The 17,508-nt window shown below is 37.9% G+C and carries 16 protein-coding genes; 10 read left to right on the top strand and 6 right to left on the bottom strand.

Annotation, left to right across the window (positions count from 1 at the left end; genetic code table 11):
- Positions 1-190 precede the first annotated feature (190 nt).
- The 5 genes from B7E05_RS21435 to B7E05_RS21415 all read right to left on the bottom strand — a co-directional run bounded on the left by B7E05_RS21435 (position 191) and on the right by B7E05_RS21415 (position 4,914).
- On the bottom strand, positions 191-1,339 hold the full coding sequence (locus B7E05_RS21435) for an ArgE/DapE family deacylase (protein ID WP_080876097.1): 1,149 nt from the start codon (positions 1,337-1,339) through the stop codon (positions 191-193).
- 239 nt (positions 1,340-1,578) lie between these two features.
- Entirely contained in the window at positions 1,579-2,931 is a 1,353-nt protein-coding gene (locus tag B7E05_RS21430; protein ID WP_179134609.1) for an MFS transporter, read from the bottom strand.
- Positions 2,932-3,280: 349 nt separating this feature from the next.
- Entirely contained in the window at positions 3,281-3,607 is a 327-nt protein-coding gene (locus B7E05_RS21425) for a branched-chain amino acid transporter permease (protein WP_143833325.1), read from the bottom strand.
- Between the two features lie 2 nt (positions 3,608-3,609).
- Positions 3,610-4,317 carry an AzlC family ABC transporter permease gene (locus tag B7E05_RS21420; RefSeq protein ID WP_080876094.1) on the bottom strand — a complete coding sequence of 236 codons (708 nt, stop codon included), beginning with the start codon at positions 4,315-4,317 and terminating at the stop codon, positions 3,610-3,612.
- Between the two features lie 42 nt (positions 4,318-4,359).
- On the bottom strand, positions 4,360-4,914 hold the full coding sequence (locus B7E05_RS21415; RefSeq protein WP_080876093.1) for a helix-turn-helix domain-containing protein: 555 nt from the start codon (positions 4,912-4,914) through the stop codon (positions 4,360-4,362).
- 441 nt (positions 4,915-5,355) lie between these two features.
- Between B7E05_RS21415 and B7E05_RS21410 the strand changes: the two genes are divergently transcribed.
- From B7E05_RS21410 to B7E05_RS21390, 5 genes are all read left to right on the top strand, one after another.
- Positions 5,356-5,925: a helix-turn-helix domain-containing protein gene (locus B7E05_RS21410; protein ID WP_080876092.1), complete on the top strand. Its 570-nt coding sequence runs from the start codon at positions 5,356-5,358 to the stop codon at positions 5,923-5,925.
- A gap of 280 nt (positions 5,926-6,205) precedes the next feature.
- Positions 6,206-6,526: an antibiotic biosynthesis monooxygenase gene (locus B7E05_RS21405; protein ID WP_080876091.1), complete on the top strand. Its 321-nt coding sequence runs from the start codon at positions 6,206-6,208 to the stop codon at positions 6,524-6,526.
- Positions 6,527-6,861: 335 nt separating this feature from the next.
- A complete protein-coding gene (locus tag B7E05_RS21400) occupies positions 6,862-7,293 on the top strand; it encodes a hypothetical protein (protein ID WP_245833213.1) in 432 nt (143 codons plus the stop codon).
- Positions 7,294-7,404: 111 nt separating this feature from the next.
- Positions 7,405-8,490, top strand: coding sequence for a sensor histidine kinase (locus B7E05_RS21395; protein WP_080876090.1), 1,086 nt, complete (start codon positions 7,405-7,407; stop codon positions 8,488-8,490).
- Positions 8,491-9,177, top strand: a complete 687-nt coding sequence (locus B7E05_RS21390) for a response regulator transcription factor (RefSeq protein WP_080876089.1) — start codon at positions 8,491-8,493, stop codon at positions 9,175-9,177.
- 126 nt (positions 9,178-9,303) lie between these two features.
- Here the strand turns inward: B7E05_RS21390 and B7E05_RS21385 are convergent, their stop codons facing one another.
- On the bottom strand, positions 9,304-10,398 hold the full coding sequence (locus B7E05_RS21385) for a GntR family transcriptional regulator (protein WP_080876088.1): 1,095 nt from the start codon (positions 10,396-10,398) through the stop codon (positions 9,304-9,306).
- Positions 10,399-10,732: 334 nt separating this feature from the next.
- On the opposite strand from B7E05_RS21385, the gene B7E05_RS21380 reads away from it, so the two are divergent.
- From B7E05_RS21380 to B7E05_RS21360, 5 genes are all read left to right on the top strand, one after another.
- Positions 10,733-12,343 carry a xylulokinase gene (locus B7E05_RS21380; RefSeq protein WP_080876087.1) on the top strand — a complete coding sequence of 537 codons (1,611 nt, stop codon included), beginning with the start codon at positions 10,733-10,735 and terminating at the stop codon, positions 12,341-12,343.
- A 23-nt stretch (positions 12,344-12,366) separates the two neighbouring features.
- Positions 12,367-13,062, top strand: coding sequence for an L-ribulose-5-phosphate 4-epimerase (locus tag B7E05_RS21375; RefSeq protein WP_080876086.1), 696 nt, complete (start codon positions 12,367-12,369; stop codon positions 13,060-13,062).
- Positions 13,063-13,092: 30 nt separating this feature from the next.
- A complete protein-coding gene (gene araA, locus B7E05_RS21370) occupies positions 13,093-14,517 on the top strand; it encodes an L-arabinose isomerase (RefSeq protein ID WP_080876085.1) in 1,425 nt (474 codons plus the stop codon).
- A 241-nt stretch (positions 14,518-14,758) separates the two neighbouring features.
- Positions 14,759-16,147 carry a sugar porter family MFS transporter gene (locus B7E05_RS21365; RefSeq protein ID WP_080876084.1) on the top strand — a complete coding sequence of 463 codons (1,389 nt, stop codon included), beginning with the start codon at positions 14,759-14,761 and terminating at the stop codon, positions 16,145-16,147.
- A 266-nt stretch (positions 16,148-16,413) separates the two neighbouring features.
- Complete coding sequence (locus B7E05_RS21360) at positions 16,414-17,457, top strand: aldose epimerase family protein (RefSeq protein ID WP_080876083.1); 1,044 nt, start codon at positions 16,414-16,416, stop codon at positions 17,455-17,457.
- The last annotated feature ends 51 nt before the right edge of the window (positions 17,458-17,508 follow it).

Below are 17,508 nucleotides of genomic sequence, written 5' to 3'. Positions count from 1 at the left end.
GAAAATTGCTTCCAATCAAGAGCATGATAAATTGTTAAGAAAAACAAAGGTGCTGTTGCACAATCAGATAACAAATCGTGCAACAGCCCTTTCCATTTCTATAAAGGTAATAAAGTAACATGAGACACAAAAGGTGAATTAGAGCCTAATAAGAATTTGTATTCGTTAGATGAACGGTTTAGATCTAATTTTATTTCGATAATCCTAAAATTAACTCTTTATAGATATCGAAGAATGCAAAGTAGTAATCTTTGTAGACATATTCATCTATTTTGTGCGCCATTTTTGTTTCACCTGGTCCAAACATCATGAATGGGAAGGTATCATCTTTACCTCGCAATAAATTGGATGCATCTGTCACCCCGGGTGACCCTTTAACGGAAACTTCTAAACCTAAATGCTTTTTACCAATTTCTTGAGCAAGATGAACCATTTTAGAATGCTTTGAAGCGAAAACGCTAGGTAATGACATGGTCACTTCCACATCAATATGAGCGCCTGCTTTATTGAATTTGTCAGCTGTTTTGTTGAATAAGTCAATCACTTCATCGTTATCAAATTCCGGAATCGTACGCACATTTAATTCAGCTGCTGCTGTCTCTGGAACGGAGTTTACTTGGTTTCCTGCATTAAAAATAGTTGTACTCATGACCAATTCGCCCAGGACTTCATTTTTACGGTCATCCCCATTCAACTTTTCGTCTGCTTCTAATAAATATTTCATTAATGGATTAATCGCGTTATAGCCTTGTTCTGGCATAGAACTGTGTGCTGCTTCCCCGATAGATGTGATACGCAGGTTCAGTGAACCTTTGTGAGAGTAAATAATCGTGTCAGGAGAAGGTTCAGCTACCCACAGATAATCTACATCATCCATATAGCCTTCCTCGTGTAACTTTTTAGAACCTGCGCCGCCGACTTCTTCACCAGTCGTTGCCATCAAACGGACAGTTCCATTCTTAAGCTCATTATTTTCTTTAAGTTCAATCATCACTAAAGCAAGGTTTACTAAACCTGCCTTCATATCATCTGTTCCACGCCCGTATAATTTTCCATCTCTTTCTGTCAATGTGAACGGATCGGAAGTCCACTTGCTCTCATCGCCGGGAGAAACAACATCCATATGACCAGAAACGCCAATGACTGGGCTCCCGCTGCCAATGTCAGCGACTAAGTTAACACGAGTGTCTGTTACGGGCACCATTTTAGATTCAATACCGTATGCAGCAAATAAATCCTTTATGTAATTTGCTACTTCGATTTCATTTTCGTTCACAGATTTAATCGCTATAATGTCAGATAAAATCTTCATCTTTTCTTCCTCAGTAAAATGTTTCATGCTACAACACTCCCAAAATGTCATTGTCTATGTCCAATGAGAATATAACTATATATTCCCCCAAATGCTATAGTATAAACGGGATGGATTTCAAACAGGTGTATATGAGAAAAAACTTATATGTAAGATTTCATGAGCAGTATCCTAATGCCACAAAAAACGAACTCTGTACCATGGAGCAGATAGGCTTTAAAAAACAACAATCCTCCATTACTTAAATAGTGGAGGATTGTTGTTTTTTAGGCATCTTTACTCCGTAATCTCCCCGGAAGCTTAAACGCCAGAGCAACAACAAATATACAGAAAGCAAAACAGATCATCGCAACAAGATGCAAATGCTCAGTATCTAAATGACGATTAAATGTTAAACCAAGCAGACTGGAGGATAAAATCGAGCCAAGATAGCGGCTGGTTTGAAATAAACCGGAAGCAGAACCTGTCTCCTCTGGATCTACATGCTCATAAAGTGCTGTCTGGGAAGAAATATTATTAAATCCATTACTCATGCCCAGAACGGCCATAATAATGATAAGCCAGATTAAAGGGGATGCATCGTTGTACGTTAATAGCAGCCCCGTACCCGCTAAAAGTAAAGATGCGCCAATGACCATAGGCAGTTTCGAACCATATTTATCAATCAAACGGCCGGCTAACGGTGCGACAATCACCCCAAAACCTGCCAATGATAGCATAATGAGCCCGGTATGCTGTTCGCTGTATTCACGAACTTGCTGCAAATACGTCGGGAACCCAAAAAAGAAACAATAATGAATTAAGTTGATACTCATGAATTGTAAATAGATAAAAGAAACATACCGGTTTTTCGTCAAACCTTTTACATCGATGAAAGGTTCCTCCTGTCTGCGCTCGAAAAAGTAAAAACCGACAGCGGCTGCTAAAAAGAGCAGTAACGCCCACCAGCGGATATTCTGATCAAGCGTAAGCAGGAATAGTATGAGACCTACAATGGCAATAATAAAAAGGTCAATCCCACTGAAATCAATCCGTTTCGCCTCAAATTTCCCTTGTCCCGTATTTGGTAAAATGAAAATAGCCAGCAAGAAGGATACAATAATAAACGGAAAATTAACAAGAAAAATAGACTGCCAATCCCAAGATGCCACTAAAAATCCGCCGATAGACGGCCCGAAAGCAGCAGAGGTGGAAGCGAAGACAGATAAGACAGCCAGCGCTTTTCCTTGTCCTTCTGTAATATGTGTCCGCACCATGCTCATACCGCTAGGAAATAATGTTGAGCTGCCAATCGCCTGTAATGCACGACAACCCAGAAGGAATGGATAGTTTGGTGAAAAAGGAGCTAACATTGATGCCACTGCAACGATGAAAAGTCCTGCTATAAACAATTTTTTCGGACCAAACATATCACTTAATTTCCCCATGACCGGCTGTCCTGCAGCGCTTGCAAGATAAAATATCGAAATGAGCCAGGAAGCATCCGCAAAGGTTAGTGCAAATTCATTTTGCAGCCTCGTTAATGCCACGGAAATCATCGATGAGTTTAATGGGTTGAGCAATGTACCAAGCCCTATGGTTAAAACAAGCAGCCAGGGTTTGCGAATAGTTTCTTTCATTGTGTTCATCACCTTATGTATGTAAATTAAAAGCGTATTTTTTATTGTAAAGAACAACGAACCATAAAAAGATGAAGTAATTTGTATAACTTCTGGTTGGTTAAGTATTTATCTGATTATTTTAGACCTTTTTTGCGTTTAATGCAAAATGAACTGTGAAGCTGGAAGATATAAATAGCGTCATTCTCCGATAAAAAAGGTATATGATCATTTATATGCTTAACAGAAATAGAGAGGGTGCAAAAAAAGGTGTTTGCCCCTCCGTAAAATTACATCAAGAGATGCCCGGGGTGCTTACTTTTACCGAACCCCTTTTTAGAAGTATGGAAGATCTGCGTTCATTTATACATTAAAACACACCCTGCACTAAAAACATATAAAATATTGTCCCGCCTGCAATCGATAACAGCATGCTTCGTTTCCAGTAATGCAGGACAACAATCAACCCAACTGCGAGAAGCTCAGGCAGGAAGCCTTCCAATGATGTGAGGGTGACGTCCTTTAATGAATAAACAACCAATAAGCCAAATACAGCTGGCGGTAAGACATATCCTAAGTATTTAATATATGTTGGGGTAGGCTTATCCGGTTTAAATATCATAAATGGCAAAAATCTAGTTAATAGAGTGCCTATAACGATAGAAGCAATCATAATGATTTGCTGTGTTAGAGTCATCATCAGGAAATCACCTCATTTTTTGTGATGAATTTTTTAATTAAGGTCAGAAAGATCAATATGATAAGCATGGCAGGAATAATAAAGTTTTCCGTACCAAACAAGATCAAACATAAAATGGAAGCGGCCACGCCTATAAGTGAGCTGATGTGATTTCGCTCCTTCATCCATTGATCCAAAAAGATAACCACAAACAGAGCAGTCATCACAAACTCCAGACCATCCGTATTAAATGTGATCATCGAGCCGAAGAGGCTTCCAATGGTTGTTCCGCTGACCCAATAGATTTGATTTAACAAGGTAACATAAAACATAAACCAGCCCTTATTGATAGAAGGAGGTATATGGGCAGTGTGGTTAATAACAAATGACTCATCACACATGCCATAGATGAGATATCCTTTTTTCTTGCCCGTTCCTTTGAATTTATCTAACATGGAAATACCATAGAAAAGATGTCTGGCATTTATCATTAATGTTAATAGAAATGCGCTTAACGGGTTAAATGCACCTAATAGTAAACTTCCAGCGACAAATTCCATCGACCCGGCAAAGATGAGCACACTCATCAAGATAGCATAGAAGGGTGGAAATCCTAAGGAATGCATGTAAACGCCATAAGCAATGCCCAAAAAAGCAAACCCGGCAAGTATCGGCAGCGTTTTGGGAAAGGCATGTTTCAATGTTAATAGATGATCGTCTAAAGACATTTTTGATTCACTCACTTTCAAAACATATAGAAATTATTTCATTTATTGTGCATAATAGATTAATACAAGAAGATGAAGGACGTTGTCGCCGATATTTCTATAAATATGAGGCTGATTTCCATCAAAAATAATGGCTTCTTCTTCATCAACTGTTTCGACAGTCCCGTCAATATCCATTTCTAATTGTCCTTTTTTGACAAATACATGCTCTTCCACACCAGGATTGTGCGGCAATGATGTGTGTTCATTGTCAGGGTCCAGCTCCACCGTAAAAACTTCAAATTGCTTTTCGGGTGAAAATGGGACAACCGTATGTACTCGATAATGGTTTTCTTCTTCTGTCACCAAATTTCTGTCTTGTTTCTTAATCACTCTGACAGAATTTGTCTGTTGGCTAATCAGAGATGAGAAAGATACTTTAAGCCCATTAGCGATTTTCCAGAGTGTTGTGACCGTTGGGACAGATTCTCCTCTTTCAATCTGTGCAAGCATCGCTTTGCTTACTTCCGTCATTTTTGCGGTTTTATCTAAGCTCCATCCTCGCTCTTTGCGGATTGCTTGCAGATTTTTACTGATATAATCTGTGACTTCCCTCATTTGCTTTCTCCCTTCTTTCATCATTGCAATTTAATTTAGAAAATTCATATGAAACAATATAACATATTTTTGTATGTTATAACATACAACCGGAAGAATATATTTTCATTGCATAGGTACCTTTCTAATAAAACAAGGAGCAAAAGGATAATTTATTTTAGAAAATTATTATCATTTTTTCGCGGATTACCCCTATTCCTTGATATGAAAGGATATACGAAAGGGTATGAACATAACGAAAACATTTATCTAACTTCCAATTCTCGACAATATTTCCCCGGAAATATTCTATCATGACATATTTTTTATGATAGAAATCAATAAAAAAGCTGCATAACAGAATTGGCAAGAAAAAATATTGCTGTATATATGGAATGCACAATAATTTTGATGGTCAGTATCCAGAAGCTTTGTTAGTTTACATACAGGAGGTACCGTTTCATGGAAATAGGCAAGCATATTCAATTTTACAGAAAAAGAGATGGACTAACACAAGAAGATTTAGCAGAAAGATTATATGTAAGTCGTAATTCTGTGTCGAATTGGGAAAGGGGGAAGAATTATCCGGATGTTGAAATGTTATTGCGAATGAGTATTCTTTTTAATGTCACAATTGATTATTTAGTGAAAGGGGATTTGGAAGAAATGAAAAAAGAGCTCGAGGTCGGATATTTTAATCAGTGGAGTATGGTTATGATAATAGCTTTCAGCCTGCTGGCATTATTCATCCTGCCAAGCTTCCATTATTTTAATTCCTATGGCTTTCTTATTCTCGTTCCTCTTGGATTGGTCGGGATTTACGCCGGGTATCGAATAGAAGTTTATAAAAAAAAGATAAAGCAAAATAACAACTTAAAAACATATGAGCAAATTCTTAATTATGTAGAGAGCGACGGGCAAAATCAGGATGCGGAATATCATTATCACCGTCCTAAAAATATAGTAACACTATCTATCTACTGTATTATCTATTTTTTATTACTTTTTGTATTAATTATACTATTTTTGTAAGTTTATTTTACTGGTTTGTAGCTGCTGGACCGGGAATCGGATGCAACAATTGCAAGCGTATATAAGAAAGATTATAATTTAGCAGCTGGAAGAAAAGCATCGATAAGTTTACGATGTTTTGCTGTTCAAAATATTGTTGAAATGATGTTGGGAACGCTTCATGTTCGGAATGCGCATTGTCTCTCCTGCTCTTTCGCATGCAGAATAAGTGGAAAACAAGCAGAAGCAGTATTAAAATATAGGTAACGATGATTATCCAAATCAAGGGAGGCTGCGAATAATGATTAAAGTTGTTAATACATTACGTATCAAAAAAGGAAAAGTAAATGAAGTGGCAGAATTATTTAAAAGTGCAAAATCGGTGCATACGTTTAATGGGTTTGTATTCATGGAGGTGCTGATAAAAGAAGGAACAGAAGAATACGATGAACTGCAGGTTTGCACCACATGGGAAGACCACGCTTCTTTTGAAGTATGGAGAGAAAGCAGAGAAACCCGAAAAGCCCATGCATCTCAGGATAGGCAAGGAAAAGAAGAGAGCCCGATTCTTGGGTCGGAATTGTCTACATTTGAAGTGTTTGTCCAACACCGTCCGGCATAGATTCTATGAAGTTGTTTGCGATAGTTTCGTCTTTCATCTGAAAATAATCATATCCTGCTATTAATAAAAAATCCCGTCTTTCATTTGAGAAAGGCGGGATTTTTTATGGGCATTTGTCATCTCTTCTGCCTTTTTTTAAGAGCGCACCCTTCCGGTTTAAGAAAAATTTAATAAATGCTTTAGAAATGGATAATAAGAGGAATGTAATATCAAATACAGAAAGGTTCAAATAGGTTAAAACATTAATGAACTGCTATTCGAGGTACAGCTTCCTATTTCTTAGGGCAATGGAAAATGGAAGTGTATATTTCATTTTAGGAAGGAAATGATTTTAAATGACAGAACACCAAGCGAAACAACAAAGAATAGCATTTATTTTAGGATTAGGTGCTTTCGCACTGATCAGACCATTCATGAAAATAACCGGATTCATTCACATCTTTGGAAATGAAGCGGTTGGAAGCATTGCAATGACCTTATTGATTTCTGTAGTCTGGATACTTATTGTGATTAAGAAAGGAGTGCCAAACCCGATTTCTGTTCTTGTTTTAGCGGGTATGAGTTACGCAGCTTTTGCGATTATACTAAGCGGTATTTTATCACCTATTCTGGATGGAGGATTACAGGGGCCATTGACAAACCCAATAGCATTTATCAGTGTTTTCTCACTAATATCATATGGGGATTGGTGCTGGGCATTATTACCTCTGTCCTGCCTTATCGAAAAAAATAAGCGGATGGTTGTGCTTGCGAAGGCGTTTTTCTGAGTAATGGAAAAACGTCTTTATAGATTATAGGTTTTCTTCCATACAGCTGCTTGTTTGAACAGCACAACGGCAATGATTCGATTATAATGGAAGGGAAAGAAGGTGGCTCCAATGTCGATCAGAAAACGGTTAATCTTATCCAATATAGCGATGATTCTGGTTCCAGCTGCTTTGTTATTGTTAGCAGAGATTGTTTTAGGATATGTATTATTTGTCTTTTTTAATGGCAATCCGCAAGGTGAGGATTTAAAAGTCTTTGTCCAATTCCGCTTTATTGCGATTGCGTTTATTTTAATACTGACCAATGGATTGTTGACTTACTTTATGTCCAAAAGTATCATTCATCCTATTTCTACATTATCTGCGGCAGCAAAGAAAATCAGTGAGGGCAATCTGGAATACAGTGTCCAGTCGGATAAAAAAGACGAGCTGGGCGAGCTTGCCAATACATTTGAGACGATGCGTCTGAAATTAAAAGAAGCAGATAACGAGTATAAACGCTATGAAGAAAACCGGCAAGAGTTGATTGCCAGCATTTCTCATGATTTAAAAACACCGCTGACCTCCATCAAAGGCTATGTGAAAGGTATTCAAGATGGGGTGGCAAACACACCGGAGAAATTGGATCGATATATGGATACCATTTATAGAACAGCAAGTGAGATGGATGGACTGATTGATGAACTATTTCTGTATTCGAAGCTCGACTTAAACAGGGAAACCTTTCAATTTGAAAAAGTAGATATATATGCCTTTTTTGCAGATTTTATTGACGAATTAGCATTTAATTTGGAGAAGGAACAAGGAAAAGCTGTTTTTTCAGCAAACCAAGAGGGCACTTATATCGTCGAAGCGGATCGGGAAAAATTAAGACGAGTTGTAATGAATATTATACAAAACAGCTTCAAATATATCGATAAACCTCAAAAGGAAATTCAAGTGCATTTAACTTCTGAAACGAACAAAATTGTTGTGGAAATGAAGGATAATGGAAGCGGAATAAAGGAAGAAGATATGCCGTATATTTTCGAAAGCTTTTACCGCACTGATACGTCAAGAAACTCTGCCACTGGAGGCAGCGGCCTTGGCTTATCCATTGTCAGGAAAATTATTCAAGAGCACGGCGGAGAAATTTGGGCAGAAAGTAAGCCGGGTCAAGGGACGAGTATCTATTTTACATTGAAAAAGGTGATGTAAATGCAAAATATATTAATTATTGAAGATGAAAAGGATATTGCTGAATTGGAAAGAGATTATTTAGAGATAAATGGATTCCAAAGTGATATTGCTATGACAGGAGAAGAGGGACTAAAACTGGCAGCAGCGAATTCCTATAGTCTCATTTTATTAGACCTCATGCTGCCGGGCATAGACGGCTTTGATTTGTGTGAAAAGCTGCGGGGAATATTGGATGTGCCGATATTGATGGTGACAGCCAGAAAAGAAGATATTGATAAAATCCGCGGCTTCGGCAGAGGAGCGGATGACTATATTGTGAAGCCGTTTAACCCGAATGAGCTGGTAGCAAGAGTAAAAGCACATATTACCAGATATGACCGCTTAACAAAGCAGGATAAGAAGCCGAATGAAATTCATCATAAAAACCTGACAATTGATCATGCTTCACGGCGGGTTTTTATTGATAATGAAGAGAGAATATTTACCGCAAAAGAGTATGATTTATTGTATTTTCTAGCGTCGCATCCGAATATGGTTTTTACGAAAGAGCATTTATTTGAACAAATTTGGGGCTATGATGCGATGGGGGATAATACGACCGTAACGGTTCATATCCGGAAAATTCGAGAAAAGATAGAAGCAGATGCTTCCCTTCCGCAATTTATAGAAACAATCTGGGGCGTGGGGTATCGGTTTCAGGGGTAGTTGGAAACAAGCTAATAGTTAAAAAATTTGTATCAAACAAGACGAACCGCCTGTTTCAGGAAGTTCGTCTTTATCTTTGTTTATATAAAGTGGCTTTATATACTTTAGCTATCCATTGGGAATCTATTATACTTTTAAATCTTTTACGGTTTCTCCCTCCACTAATACTGGTTGATAATAGTGTTCATGTAATAAGTCTTTTCTTCCTTGTAAGTACTTAATAATTTTATCAGCTGCATCATGTCCCATTTGTTCTTGCGGGTGTGTCAATGTTGTTAATTTGATATTCGCGTTTTTGGCAATATAAGAATTGTCTTGACCGATAATAGACAGTTCTTCTGGAACAGAAATACCAAGTTGTTTGCACAAATTGGCCACGACAAGACCGACCTCATCGTTGTAACAAACAATGGCAGTGAAAAGATCTCTATTTTCAATGAGGAATTCCTCTAGATTAGAATATAAATCCGGTTTTGTTTCCGTAGTGAAAGAAAAAAGATGATCAGGGAGAAATTTTAATTTAGCTTCTCCAAGTGCTTTGATATAACCTTTCATTCGAAACTTTCCTTGTAAATCATCCATTTTTGAAATAAGCCCGATTTGTTGATGTCCTTTTGTAATGAGTTCATTTGTTGCGATATAGCCGGATTGCACGTCATCGAGGCAGAGGAAAGGAACCTCCAGCTCTTCGTAATACGCATTGATCATGATGAACGGAATACCATGTTCTTTAAAAGATAGGTAATAGGCAATGTTGGGATTATATAAATTACTTTTCGTAGGTTCCACGATTAAACCATCCACGCCATAAGATAACATCATTTCTAAAGCTTTTTTTTCCTGTTCAACATCATTATTGGTGCTAGCTAATAGTAAGGAATAATTATCTTCGTTCAATCTTCCTTCAATTCCGCGAATAATGGACGGAAAAATATAATCCGAAATATAAGTTGTGATGACACCAATGGTTTTATTTTTGGAATCGCCGCTGGGGATTGATTTATATTCATTACTGACATACGTACCTGATCCTTTTTCGCTTCTTAGGAAACCGCCATTCGATAACTCTAAAATAGCTTTTCGAACAGTATGTCGGCTTACATTGTACTTGGCTTGTAAAGCAGATTCTGTAGGGATTTTATCTAATACTTTATATTCTCCTGAAAGTATTTTACTTTTTATATCATCCATGATGAATTGATATTGGTATTTTGGTTTCACACTACTCACTTCCTTGTTGTCTCAACTTCCCATTATCGAAATATCTGTCTGTACATATTTTGACATAGTTTTCGAACAATGAAAAGGTTTTACATTCATATGTCGCTGTTAAGCGTGAGTTTGTGATTTAACATACAGGTTTTTAAATTCAATGCACCGATACGAATGGACCATAAATAGATGAATCCAAAAGATGTATGCACTAAAAATAAATTATATTGACATGTGTACGTACAGAAATTATAATAAAGTTGTAAGCGGTTTACAGCAATTAAAATAAAGAAAGCGCATTCTTTGTAATGGTTTTGACATTCTTTTTAGAGAGGGGATTGACGTGAAAACAAACCAGACAAATATAAAAGAAGTAATTGCACAAGGAGAAACCGTTCTCGGTATCGAATTTGGGTCTACACGTATAAAAGCAGTATTGATAGATAATCATTTTGAAACAATTGCATCAGGCAGTTATGAGTGGGAAAACCAATTAGAAAATGGAATTTGGACGTACAACTTAGTGGATATTGTTACAGGCTTGCAAACAGCTTATAGCGAGATGAAGCAAGAAATTGAATGGAATTACGGCATAACTCTCCGGACAATTGGTTCAATCGGTTTTTCTGCCATGATGCATGGATATATGGTATTTGATAAAACAGGAGAATTACTTGTGCCGTTTCGTACTTGGCGTAATACAACAACTGGCGATGCAGCAAAAGAACTGACCGATTTATTTCAATTTAATATCCCGGACAGATGGAGTATTGCTCATCTTTATCAAGCGATCTTAAATGAAGAGAAGCATTTACCTCGTATTGATTATATGACTACGTTGGCCGGTTTTATTCATTGGTTGCTTACCGGAGAAAAAAATCTTGGTATCGGTGATGCTTCGGGAATGTTTCCAATAGATGAAGCTACAAAGGATTATGATAAATCCATGATGAAGCAATTTGACGAAAAAATTGCAGACAAAGGCTATCCTTGGAAGGTTGCAGATATTCTTCCTAAGGTCTGTAGCGCAGGAGAGCATGCAGGGACATTAACAGAAGTGGGAGCTAAAATCTTGGATAGATCACAAAATCTGCAATCAGGCATTCCAATTTGTCCTCCGGAAGGGGACGCCGGGACAGGAATGGTAGCTACAAACAGTGTGAAAGAACGTACAGGAAATGTTTCAGTTGGAACTTCTGTTTTTTCCATGATCGTATTAGAAAAAAAGCTCTCGGCTGTTTATCCAGAAATTGATCTGGTAACAACGCCAAATGGCAGCCCTGTTGCGATGGTTCATGCAAATAACTGTTCAAGCGATTTGGACGCTTGGCTTAACCTATTTCGCGAATTCTCGGAATTAGTTGGACAGAAGGTAGAAACAGAAAAATTGTTTGAAGTCATGCTGAATAAATCAATGGAAGCTGATCGAGATGGCGGAGGTTTACTCAGTTTCGGTTATTTTTCAGGGGAAAGTATAACGGGATTAGATCAAGGCCGTCCGTTATTTGTCCGGTCGCCAGAAAGTAATTTTAATTTAGCGAACTTCATGCGGACGCATTTATTTACCGCTTTCGGTGCTTTAAAAATAGGGATGGATATTTTAACAAAAGAGGAAGGCGTTGTCATTGAAGATATCTTAGCTCATGGCGGTTTATTTAAAACGCCAGTAGTTGGCCAAAAAATCGTTGCTGCTGCAATGAATGTTCCTGTGTCCGTAATGGAAACAGCCGGAGAAGGTGGAGCATGGGGAATTGCTATTCTTGCTGCATATATGCGGGATAAGGAAACCGATGAACGTTTAGAGGCATTCCTGGATAAAAAAGTTTTTGAAGATGTGGACGGCAAAAAAATATTTCCTGACGAACTGGATGTGCAGGGATTTGAGGAATTCATTGCGCGTTACAAAAACGGTCTGGTGATTGAACAGACTGCTGTAGATAATTTGACGATATAGATGGAAACCGGGGAGGGATTGCTATGTTAGAACAATTAAAAGAAGAGGTATTTCAGGCTAATCTGGATTTGCCTAAACACGGACTAGTGAAGTATACATGGGGAAATGCAAGTGCTTATGACCCGGATAGCAGATTGTTTGTAATCAAACCTAGTGGTGTCGATTATACAACAATGAAGGCAAGTGATATGGTTGTGGTTGATTTAGATGGAAACGTTGTAGAAGGAGAGTTAAATCCATCTTCGGACGCGCCGACGCATGCGGTTCTTTACAAACATTATCCGGAGATGGGCGGCATTGTTCACACGCACTCCACTTGGGCAACCATTTGGGCGCAGGCAGGACTTGATGTACCGGCGATGGGGACGACGCACGCGGATACATTTTATGGAGCGGTACCATGTGCGCGATTCTTAACACAAGAAGAAATTGACCGTGGATACGAAACGGAAACTGGAAACGTTATTATTGAAACATTTGAAAAGCGTGGATTAGATATTTTAGCTATTCCAGGTGTTCTGTTGCACGGGCACGCTCCATTTACTTGGGGAAAAGACGTTCAATCTGCGGTGATGAACAGTGTTGTGTTAGAAGAAGTAGCGAAGATGAATTTATTTGCCCGTGAATTGAATAGTTTTGCGGAAGAATTGCCACAGCGAATTTTAGATAAACACTATCTGCGAAAACATGGAAAAAATGCCTATTACGGCCAAAAATAATAGCACAAAACAAATGAAAAGAGGATTATGATGGAAAATATAAAAAGAAATGAATTCTGGTTTGTTGTAGGAACGCAACAACTTTACGGAGAAGAAGCACTGGCAGAAGTAAAAGCGAATGCTCAAAAGATAACCGATGAGTTAAATGAAAGTGGTGTTTTACCTTATCCGATTGTATTACAGGATCTGGCGGTAAATGCGGATCAAATTACAAATATCATGAAAGAAGTGAACTATCGCGATGAAGTTTGTGGTGTGATGACGTGGATGCACACTTTTTCACCAGCTAAAATGTGGATTCGTGGTACAAAAATCTTGCAAAAACCATTACTGCATCTGGCAACCCAATTTCACGAAAGTATTCCATGGAAAAACGTTGATATGGATTTTATGAATCTAAATCAATCCGCTCATGGGGATCGTGAGTATGGTTTTATCAATGCGCGTTTAAATAAACAAAATAAAATTATCGTTGGTTATTGGCAACGCCCTTCATTTAAAAAGCAAGTCGCAGAATGGATGGATGCAGCGGTTGCTTATAATGAAAGTTTTCGTATCAAGGTTGCTCGTTTCGGTGATAATATGCGTCATGTTGCAGTGACAGATGGAGATAAGATAGAAGCACAAATTCAATTTGGTTGGACAGTGGACTATTTTGGAATTGGAGATCTTGTGCAATACGTCAATGCTGTGAAGGAAGAAGAAATCGACGCTTTATTTGCGGAATATGAAAAACTTTATGCGTTTGATTATGGTACTTACAGTAAAGAAGAATGGGAAGCCAGTGTTAAAGTTCAAGCAAGCTATGAAATTGCAATCAAGCGTTTTCTGGATGATGGCGGGTACAGTGCTTTTACTTCTAACTTTGAGGATTTATATGGTATGAAGCAGCTTCCTGGTCTCGCTGTTCAGCGATTGATGGCCCAAGGATACGGTTTTGCCGGGGAAGGCGACTGGAAAACCGCAGCGCTTGATCGTTTGCTAAAAGTGATGAGTCATAATCAATCTACAGGCTTTATGGAAGATTACATTTATGAATTAGCAGAGGGCCAAGAGTCCATCCTTGAATCTCATATGCTTGAAGTTGATCCGACATTGGCAAGTAATAAACCGAAAATCGTTGTATCACCATTAGGAATTGGTGATCGTGAAGACCCTGCCCGTTTGGTATTTGACGGCAAAGCAGGAGATGGGGTCGTTGTCTCAATGGCTGATTTTGGTACGCATTTTAAACTGTTAATTAATGAGGTAGCAGCCTTTGAACCAACGCAACCGGCACCAAATCTTCCAGTGGCTCGTGTACTTTGGGAAGTGAAGCCTAACTTCCAAGATGGCGTTAAGTCATGGATTGAAAATGGCGGAGGGCATCACACGGTTGTTTCATTGCAATTAACAACCGATCAAATCGTATCTTATGCGAAGATGGTTGGTTTGGAATACGTTGTGATTAAGTGATTTATTTCTCCAAAGGGATTTTTTCCTTTGGGGAAATAAGCTATCTGTATTATTCGAAGTAAGGGAAAAGATTTTTAGTATATTTGAAAGCGCTTAATAAAAAGTTAACAGCTTTTACCTTATTAAATAAACGATTGGATTGAATTACAGGTACATGTTTATCTTCAGGAAGATTTTATTATTTTCAAAAATAGTTTGATAGAAGAATTTAAAATTTAGTGACCCTTAGGGAGGGATTATAGTGGTTCAAGAAAAGAAAATACCAAGTGGATTTATATATTTTTTCGGCGCTTTTGGTGGTATTCTATTTGGTTATGATATTGGTGTTATGACGGGAGCTTTGCCGTTTCTGCAAAGTGATTGGAATTTGCAAAATGACCCTGCAGCTATTGGCTGGATTACCTCTTCCTTAATGCTAGGGGCAATTTTCGGTGGGGCAATGGCTGGACAGATTTCTGACCGTTTGGGTCGACGTAAAATGATTTTAATAGCTGCTATCGTTTTTGCTATAGGTTCTATTTTAGCAGGGATATCTCCGCATAATGGAATTCTATTTATGATAGTTTCCAGAGTTATCTTAGGACTGGCTGTTGGAGCTGCTTCTGCATTGGTTCCAGCTTATATGTCGGAAATGGCTCCAGCACGTTTGCGTGGACGCTTGTCTGGAATTAACCAAACAATGATTGTCTCCGGAATGTTGCTTTCGTATATTGTAGCTTTTTTATTAAAAGATTTACCAGAAACAATGGCGTGGAGATTGATGCTAAGTTTGGCGGCTGTCCCGGCTTTGATACTATTTTTGGGGGTATTAAAATTACCTGAATCGCCACGTTTTTTAATTAAGAATAATAAATTTGAGGAAGCTCGTAGAGTATTGAGTTATATTCGTTCTAACAAAGCACAGATTGAAGATGAAGTAACACAAATTCAAGAAGCTTCTAAAAAAGAAGCAAATCAAAAAACATCATGGGGCACACTATTAAGTGGTAAATATCGCTATTTAGTAATTGCTGGTGTAGGTGTAGCTGCTTTTCAACAATTCCAAGGTGCGAATGCGATTTTTTATTACATCCCTTTAATTGTAGAAAATGCAACAGGTAATGAAGCAAGTTCAGCACTCATGTGGCCGATTATCCAAGGAGTTATACTTGTATTAGGTTCACTGCTCTTCTTGTTAATTGCAGATAAATTTAATCGCCGTACCTTATTAACACTAGGCGGAACGGTCATGGGACTGTCCTTTATGTTGCCAGCGATACTGAATATTATAATTCCAAATGCAAATCCGATTATGATTGTTGTATTTTTGAGTATCTATGTAGCATTTTACTCATTTACTTGGGCACCTTTAACGTGGGTTATTGTAGGAGAAATGTTCCCGCTGCTTATTCGCGGACGTGCATCAGGATTAGCTTCTTCATTTAACTGGGTCGGTTCTTTCTTAGTTGGTTTGCTATTTCCGATTATGACTGCATCGATGGCTCAGGAAGCTGTATTTGCCATCTTCGGTACGATTTGTTTACTAGGTGTTTTATTTATCAGAACACGTGTCGTAGAAACTCGTGGTCGTAGTTTAGAAGAAATTGAAAAAATTGGTGAAAATCAAATATTGAAAGAAAAAAATGCATAGAAACTATTAGACTAAAATAGTGCTTTTTTGAAGGAAGCCCATTTTTGAATTGGTAATCTGTTCATTGTGACCAATTTGATTTGCATCTGAACCTTTTCTTGGGACCGGAGTACTTATTCCGGTCTCTTTTAACTGCCAAACTGTTGGTGAAGGGAAATGATATACAGGAACAAGTATGTTAAATGTAACGTCATTTATTACGAAATCTTAAATACAGAAAGTTTTGAAGTGTGCATGTTCACAAAATAGAGAGGAAGGGAAACAATATGCAATTATCAAAAGAGAAAGTTGGAGAAATCAATAACCAGCCTGTCTATTCATTTACAATTACAAATAAGCATGGTGCAGAATTAACCTGTATTAATTATGGCTGCATGATTACTAAGATGATTGTACCGGATAGACAAGGTGAGCTTGAAAATGTGGTCCTTGGTTATGACACGTTGGAGGAATATATCAATGATACATTCTATCTTGGAGCTATTATAGGTCCCGTTGGCGGTCGCATAAAAGATGCATATTTTGAAATGGACGAACAAACCTACACACTTACAAAAAATGAGCAGGAAAATCATCTTCATGGAGGTATAAATGGTTTTCACCGTGTTATTTGGGATGCAGAAGCATTTAAAAAAGAAGATGCAGCTGGTGTTCAATTTAAATATATGAGTGCAGATGGGGAAGAAGGATATCCGGGGAATGTATTAATAAAAGTTACTTATACGCTGAATAACGAGAACGAATTAGCGATTACGTACGAAGCACTCTCAGATAAGAAAACAATTCTGACAATGACAAATCATTCTTATTTTAATTTAAGTGGTAACCTGAAGCGGGATATTTTAGACCACACCTTAAAATTGAAAAGTGACAGATTCCTGGAGCTTGATCAAACGCTTATCCCGACTGGTACCATATTAGATGTAAGGAATACGCCATTCGATTTTACGCAAGAAAAAAATATAAAATCAGGGGCTGTCTCCAACCACCCGCAAAATGTGCTTGTAGGGGGAGGATATGATCATCCATTTCTTTTAAAAAGCAATCATGACGAAGAAATCATACTGAAAGATCCTGAAAGTGGAAGAAAGCTAACGATAGAAACGGATGAACCTGGGGTCATTGTTTATTCCGGAAATTCTATAAATAAAGGGAACATTCGCGGTGTTCCATCAAGAAAACATCTGGGGATTTGTTTGGAAACACAAGCCTTACCCAATGCGGTACATTTTCCTGCATTTCCATCAATTAGGATCCAAGCGGATAAAAAGTATCATTCCGTTACCAAATATCGATTTGATGCAGAATAATCCTATATTTATTCTAATCAGCGTGATATACCCTCAAAATGGGCGCATGAC

This window comes from Oceanobacillus timonensis, assembly GCF_900166635.1.
Taxonomy (GTDB): Bacteria; Bacillota; Bacilli; order Bacillales; family Amphibacillaceae; genus Oceanobacillus; species Oceanobacillus timonensis.
Note: the sequence above shows the minus strand (reverse complement) of the source record. Positions and strands in the feature narration are given on the sequence as shown.

Excerpts from the sequence above, each read along its gene's own strand:
- B7E05_RS21415 (WP_080876093.1), bottom strand. The coding sequence starts at position 4,914 with ATGAGGGAAGTCACAGATTATATCAGTAAAAATCTGCAAGCAATCCGC.
- B7E05_RS21410 (WP_080876092.1), top strand. The coding sequence starts at position 5,356 with ATGGAAATAGGCAAGCATATTCAATTTTACAGAAAAAGAGATGGACTA.
- B7E05_RS21420 (WP_080876094.1), bottom strand. The coding sequence starts at position 4,317 with ATGTCTTTAGACGATCATCTATTAACATTGAAACATGCCTTTCCCAAA.
- B7E05_RS21435 (WP_080876097.1), bottom strand. The coding sequence starts at position 1,339 with ATGAAACATTTTACTGAGGAAGAAAAGATGAAGATTTTATCTGACATT.
- B7E05_RS21400 (WP_245833213.1), top strand. The coding sequence starts at position 6,862 with ATGACAGAACACCAAGCGAAACAACAAAGAATAGCATTTATTTTAGGA.
- B7E05_RS21375 (WP_080876086.1), top strand. The coding sequence starts at position 12,367 with ATGTTAGAACAATTAAAAGAAGAGGTATTTCAGGCTAATCTGGATTTG.
- B7E05_RS21405 (WP_080876091.1), top strand. The coding sequence starts at position 6,206 with ATGATTAAAGTTGTTAATACATTACGTATCAAAAAAGGAAAAGTAAAT.
- B7E05_RS21425 (WP_143833325.1), bottom strand. The coding sequence starts at position 3,607 with ATGACTCTAACACAGCAAATCATTATGATTGCTTCTATCGTTATAGGC.
- B7E05_RS21430 (WP_179134609.1), bottom strand. The coding sequence starts at position 2,931 with ATGAAAGAAACTATTCGCAAACCCTGGCTGCTTGTTTTAACCATAGGG.
- B7E05_RS21390 (WP_080876089.1), top strand. The coding sequence starts at position 8,491 with ATGCAAAATATATTAATTATTGAAGATGAAAAGGATATTGCTGAATTG.
- araA (WP_080876085.1), top strand. The coding sequence starts at position 13,093 with ATGGAAAATATAAAAAGAAATGAATTCTGGTTTGTTGTAGGAACGCAA.
- B7E05_RS21395 (WP_080876090.1), top strand. The coding sequence starts at position 7,405 with ATGTCGATCAGAAAACGGTTAATCTTATCCAATATAGCGATGATTCTG.
- B7E05_RS21360 (WP_080876083.1), top strand. The coding sequence starts at position 16,414 with ATGCAATTATCAAAAGAGAAAGTTGGAGAAATCAATAACCAGCCTGTC.